Source organism: Chamaesiphon sp. OTE_20_metabat_361 (assembly GCF_031364565.1).
Map to the genome: position 1 here is coordinate 1 of NZ_JANLWO010000204.1, position 6,385 is coordinate 6,385.

The following is a 6,385-nucleotide window of genomic DNA, read 5'->3' on the forward strand; positions in this document are numbered from 1 at the left end:
ATTAATTTTCCAATTTGCCCAATCTTGGGGTTTGAGGAAAACATCATAGAGCTGGGCTTCGGGAGAACCAGGTTCTGGTTGATAGCCGTATTCCCAGCGCACTAGGGGCGGCAAAGACATCAGAATCGACTCGGTGCGTCCATTAGTTTGAAGACCGAAAATGGTGCCACGATCGTAGACTAGATTAAATTCTACATAGCGTCCGCGCCGATATAACTGGAAATTGCGCTGATGTTCGCCATACTCAGTATTGCGACGACGTTCGACGATCGGGATGTATGCTGGTAAGAAGCTGTAGGCACAGTCTTGAGAGATGGCAAATAATTCCGCCCAGGTACGCGGTGCGGGCACCCCTAGCGCGTCGCTATGCTGTGCTGCTGGCCCTTGGGGGTCGGGGCCGCGATATAATGCCCCTTGCCCATCCTGATAGTCAAAAAAGATCCCGCCTACACCGCGAGTTTCCTGCCGATGCTTGAGATAAAAGTACTCATCGCACCATAATTTGAAAGTGGGATACAAATCGGGACTATGTTTATCGCAAGCTGATTTGAGCGTATTATGCAGATGGCTGGCATCTTCAGCAAATGGATAGTAGGGTGTCAGATCCAAACCACCGCCAAACCACCACACGGGGCCAGCTTCAAAGTAACGATAGTTGAGATGAACCGTCGGAATATAAGGATTGCGCGGATGCAGCACCATCGAGGTCCCTGTCGCAAACCACTTATGCCCAGCAGCATCGGGACGCTGACTCAAAATCGAGGGGGGTAAATGTTCGCCCCAAACTTCCGAAAAGTTGACACCACCCTGCTCGAATACATTACCTTCTTTCATCACCCGCGATCGACCACCGCCGCCTTCAGGACGATCCCAGCTTTCTTCTTGAAACTTACCTCCGCCATCAACGGCTTCCAAGCCTTGACAGACACTATCCTGAAATTCCCGCATGAACTGAATAATCTGACTCTTGGCATCAGCAGGGGGCAGGAAAGCATTATTTGTCTTACTGTCGGTGGAGAAAGCTGTCATATCCGCAAGGTGAATGAGGTGAGATTAAAAATATTTGTAAAAGCAGTCGTTGGCGACTATCTAGCAAAGTAGCATATTCAGGCGATCGACAGCCGATCGTTGTTACGGGAAATATACAAATTAGGTTTTAGGTTTTAGGCTTTAGGGGATAGGGAATAGTGGCTAGTGGATTGTGGATAGTGGATGGCGATTGAAAGTGTTTCCAGTCTCCCAGTCCCCCCGTCCCTACCCCTTCGGCCAGGTAAAATAAAACGTCGTCCCTTTGCCCAGCTCTGACTCTAGGCGAATGGTGCCGCCTTCGGCCTCGACGATCTTTTTGACGATCGCCAGTCCGATGCCTGTACTATCCGAGCGCTTTTGGGGATTGACGGCTTGGAAGATCCTAAACACCCGCTCTTGATGTTCTGGTGCAATGCCTGAGCCATCATCAGACACCGCAAACTCATACCAATCACCCTGCTGGGCGATCGCAATCCCAATCGTGCCAGCCTCGGAATGATGATGTTTGATACCGTTACTGACTAAGTTGACAAATACCTGAAATAATGGTAAGCGTCTGGTGGAGAACGTCGGTAGCTCGGCGGGGAGAGCGATTTTAAATGTGGGTGGTGGAGCCAGTGTATCGATGACATCTGCTAGCAATTGTGCCATGGCGACAGGTTCGATCGCATCCTCGCTGCGACCGACGCGAGCATAGTCGAGCAGTCCATCGATCGTCGCCATCATCCGATCCACACGGTTGCGCAAGAGGGTTATTTGCGTTAGGGTAGCGGCGGTGAGTTGTCCTGCCAAATCATCTTCAATCCACTGAGAAAGATTGGCAACGGCGCGCAGGGGTGCTTTGAGATCGTGGGATACCACATATACAAATGAGTCTAGCTCTCGGTTGCGCTCTTCTAGGATCGCTTGGTTTTGCTTGCGAAGGGATATATCGCGCCCTTCAGCAATCAGCTTCACAATTCGACCGTCTTCGTCAAAGAGCGGTTTGAGCGAAAAGTCCGTAATCATCACATTGCCCTTGCCATCGGGAAATTCGACTTCATAACGGATGACTTCGCCCCTAGCAGCCCGATCGATCGCGTCGATGAGTTGCTGCTGTAGCTGCGGTGAATGCGTCCACCAGCGGGTCTCCCAAAACTTGCGACCGACGAGTTCGGACGATCGAGCGGAGATCGAGTTTAATGCTGCTTGATTGACTTCTAGCAGCACGCCATCGAGATCTACTAGCCCAAGCAGCTCGAAAGTCTGATCGAACATAAACCTTCGCATCCGTTCGCTTGCCCGTAGGTCGGCTTCAATCCGTTGGCGTTCGGCTTCTTCAAGTTTGCGAGCGGTAATTTCTTGGACTACTGTATTTACGCCAATAGTGCGATTTTCTGCATCGGTTTGGGGATAAAAACTGGAGATCCACGATCGCACTACGCCAGGTTGAGCGGGATTGGTGCCACTCACCTCCAGATCGACAATTGGCTTACTCGACTCGATGACTTGGCGATAGATTGGCTCTACATCGTCAGCTAGTTCTGGTAATAGTTCGCGCAGCGTCTGCCCGATGTGCGCCGCCACCGAGGCACCATTGATCTGTGCCAACCGCTCGTTGATCCGAACGTACTTCAGATCCGTATCTATAAAGCATAATCCGATCGGAGCCGCCTGATAAATTGCTTCAATTTCGTCCAGTTGCTGTCTGATGGTAGCTTGGGCGGCGCGGGTCTGCTCTTCTTGCGCTCTGAGGGCAGCAACGGCGCGGGTTTGCTCGATCGTCGGCCAGATCTGGGCGGCGACGGTTTGGAGCAGGGCGATTTCATCCTCGCGCCAGTTCCGCACCTGGTCTGTACTGACATGTAAGGTTGCTACCCACTGATTTTCATTGAAACAGGGCATACTGACAAATGCCTGAAGTCCCAACTGTCGATAGGCTGCTAGATGGGGCACGAGCGACGGGTCGGTATGGATATTGCTAATAACTACTGATTCGCCTGCAAACAGGGCAACCTGCATGGCTGGTGGCAAGAAATCGGCGATCGCATAGACGCCCACATGACTCTCCAACCCCGCGCGATACCAGTCGCGCTCGACCGTTGCTAGCCGATCGATCCAATCTACTCCATACCATGTTGCGCGATCGACCCGCAGATATTCGCCCACACTTCTAGCCGCTTCATCTTGCAATTCATCCGCATCGGTAATTAACCGCAGCCGTCGCGTCAGTTCGTACAGGAATCTGTCATTGAGCTGGACTTGTTTGCGCTCGGTGATTTCCATCATCGTCCCAGACATCCGGCACGGCTCTCCGGCTGGATCGCACCAACAGCGTCCCTGAGTAAGAATCCAGTGACTGGTGCCATCGGAATGAACCGTGCGGTACTCCTGAGCAAATTCACCACAATTGCGGATCGCTCTTGCTGCGGCATCAGCTACCCGCTGGCGATCGTCGGGATACACGCCTGCGAGATAGGTGTCATAATTTACCACCGCACCAGGATCGAGTCCAAACAGTTCCTTGCAGCGATCGTCCCACACCAACTCCTGCCTCTGGAGATCGAAGTCCCAAGTTCCTTGTCTTGCGCCCTGAAGCGCAAGTTTGAGCCGTTCTTCACTCGATTGCCTCCGATCGTCCGATCGGAGGCGATCGTCATCGATGCCATTGATGATATCAGCATTTTTGGCAATCAGTCCCAGTGCAATCCCTACCAACGACATTGACATCAGTGACAACGCAAAGTTTGGGTCGTACAAATTGGCGTTGACACCCTGCAAAATCAGCCAACCAACTAGCAAAGGTAGCACGATCGTCGTCGGTATAAATCTTCTGGCAATATCACCACCCATTAGATTTGCCGTGAGCGATCGCATCCAGACGCGATCGCTTCTAAGTGCCAACATTCCCACAGCTAACAACACGAAACCCACAGCGGTATGTAGTGCCATCGAGGTCGTCAAAATAGTAAATTGATAAAACACTCGGACATTGTAAGCGTACCCCACCACAGCTTGAAGCGCGATCGCCCCCACGATTAGTGCTAAACTTTGGGCGATCGCGATCGTGTCCACTCGGACTCGGTGCTGTGGACGCGACGGTGGTCGTTGGCGAAGCCTATCTGAAGGATAATCCTGAAGATTCAACAGCCACAGTGCTGCACCTGTCAAGCCAAAATTGACTGCTGTATTGACACCCATCCGACCCGGATACGATGTGGCTGGAGAACCCAGATCTTTGAATATGAGTTCGTCGATGCCCAGATTCCATCCGAAGACATATTGACAAATGGTCAGAAGTGCGGTGAGGGCGATGGCGATCGTCAAGCCATTGACAATTCGAGCCTTGAGCGGACTGCGAGTGTAAGCTAGCAGCCTCAGCGAGATCCCCGCCCCCACGAAACAAAGAGCGGTATTGACTTTCATCGTCGCCGCTCCTGGGATGAAACTCTTGAGCCATCCCAGGTCTAATATCCAGCCAACTAAGACCGCACAACCGACGAAAATCACTGTCAGACTGGCAATCCGCGCTATTTGTTGCCCCTGCCGTTGCGTACGAACATCGCTCGCAGAACTGCTGTCAATGGTAAATGCGTCCGATATTTTCACGATCGATGATGAGGTAGTGGCTCGGGCAGATAGATGTCAGGGGGGAAACCAAGAAGTTCGATTCTCCAGAGGAGAGGCTACGCCAACGAACGAGTCTTCAAATATCGGCTGGATTTCAGTGTAGTTATGACAACATCGGATCGTGACATCCAGACACACAAATGGGTCGGGTAACTTAGTGTGCAATTGTCTCGTGTGAGAACGAAATCAAAAGATAGATCTTATGTTTATCACCCTATCAGAAATGAATTATTTTCTCTATGCGGGTTTTCCCAATCGATCGACGATCCCCATTGAGGATTCCCGTATACTCGTTAGTTCAGAATCAAATCCATCCTCCAAATCTTAAATAAAATTAACGGTACAACTGTAGGGCATCGCAATCCTTTGGCTAATCGATCGGCTGTAGGAGCGAGCAAGTAGTGATTTAGAGCAACGATCGAGCCATGAAATAGATGATTTATTGTAAAATAGCAAAAATATCTCCCGTGAGAAAATGTTTGCAGCAGTTGAAGACATTGAATCGGCAATTCTCAAATCACTACCAGAGTTAGGCAAACTTGCAGAATGGGTTTTAGATTTAGACGAACAGAATTGGGATAAACAAATCGAACGAGATGCTGCCGCAGGGAAACTAGATTCCCTGGCAAGAGAAGCATTGGCAGAACTGGAAAGCGACGAGAGCCGGATGCTCTGACGCACCAAACCTCATTTTGCTAAGGAGGCTATTTCCAGCTAAGATACCGACGGTGTGATTTAGGTTATAGACTAAATCCAGAGTCGAAAATATATAAATAATGATGTTAGACCGTAGTGCCGTTTTAGAAGTACTCAAACCAGTTCAAGACCCAGAATTGCAAAAGAGTCTGGTCGAGCTGAATATGATTCGGAATATTCAGGTAGATGGTGGCTTAGTCAAATTTACCGTCGTACTAACGACCCCTGCTTGCCCATTGCGGGAATTTATCGTCGATGAATGCAAACAGGCAGTAAAAACGCTTCCAGGCGTGACGGATGTCGAAGTTGAAGTAACTGCCGAAATTCCCCAGCAAAAGGGATTGCCAGACCGGGTAGGCATCGATCGCATCAAAAATATCGTCGCCATCTCCAGCGGTAAAGGTGGCGTGGGCAAAAGTACCGTAGCGGCAAATGTCGCTGTCGCGCTGGCTCAATTGGGTGCAAAGGTCGGTCTACTCGATGCCGATATTTATGGCCCCAATGCACCGCTGATGTTTGGTTTGAGCGATATTCGATTGGTACCGACGGCAGATGGTAGCCTCGAACCAGCCTGCAATCATGGCGTCAAACTAGTATCGATGGCATTTTTGATCGATCGCGATCAGCCCGTAATTTGGCGCGGGCCGATGTTAAATGGGATCATCCGCCAATTCTTATATCAAGTTAACTGGGGCGAACTAGACTATCTGATCGTCGATCTACCACCGGGAACGGGTGACGCTCAACTCACCCTCGCGCAAGCCGTCCCGATGGCGGGAGCCGTAATTGTCACCACACCCCAAACCGTCGCCCTCGCCGATGCGCGCAAAGGCTTGCGGATGTTTGAGAAATTTACCACCGTGCTGGGCGTTGTCGAAAATATGAGTTATTTTATTCCCCCAGATATGCCCGATCGACAGTATGATATTTTCGGTTCCGATGGTGGCGAAAAATTTGCCGCCGAAGTCGGTGTCCCCCTACTCGGGCGCATTCCCCTCGAAATCCCCGTCCGCACCAGCGGCGATACTGGTATCCCGATCGTCATCGCCGA

At 50.9% G+C, this 6,385-nt stretch carries 4 protein-coding genes; 2 read left to right on the plus strand and 2 right to left on the minus strand.

Annotation, left to right across the window (positions count from 1 at the left end; translation table 11 throughout):
* Both hemF and RMO35_RS05720 read right to left on the minus strand, forming a co-directional pair.
* The coding region (gene hemF, locus RMO35_RS05715; protein ID WP_309739212.1) for an oxygen-dependent coproporphyrinogen oxidase at nucleotides 1–1,029 on the minus strand (1,029 nt) is incomplete at its 3' end.
* A 225-nt stretch (nucleotides 1,030–1,254) separates the two neighbouring features.
* Nucleotides 1,255–4,617 (minus strand): PAS domain-containing protein, encoded by a 3,363-nt coding sequence (locus RMO35_RS05720; protein WP_309739214.1) that lies wholly within the window; start codon nucleotides 4,615–4,617, stop codon nucleotides 1,255–1,257.
* Between the two features lie 496 nt (nucleotides 4,618–5,113).
* Between RMO35_RS05720 and RMO35_RS05725 the strand changes: the two genes are divergently transcribed.
* Nucleotides 5,114–5,314: a hypothetical protein gene (locus RMO35_RS05725; protein WP_309739216.1), complete on the plus strand. Its 201-nt coding sequence runs from the start codon at nucleotides 5,114–5,116 to the stop codon at nucleotides 5,312–5,314.
* 103 nt (nucleotides 5,315–5,417) lie between these two features.
* The coding region (locus RMO35_RS05730) for an Mrp/NBP35 family ATP-binding protein (RefSeq protein WP_309739218.1) at nucleotides 5,418–6,385 on the plus strand (968 nt) is incomplete at its 3' end.

Coding starts and splice junctions, on each gene's coding strand:
- RMO35_RS05725 (WP_309739216.1), top strand. CDS start 5,114: ATGTTTGCAGCAGTTGAAGACATTGAATCGGCAATTCTCAAATCACTA.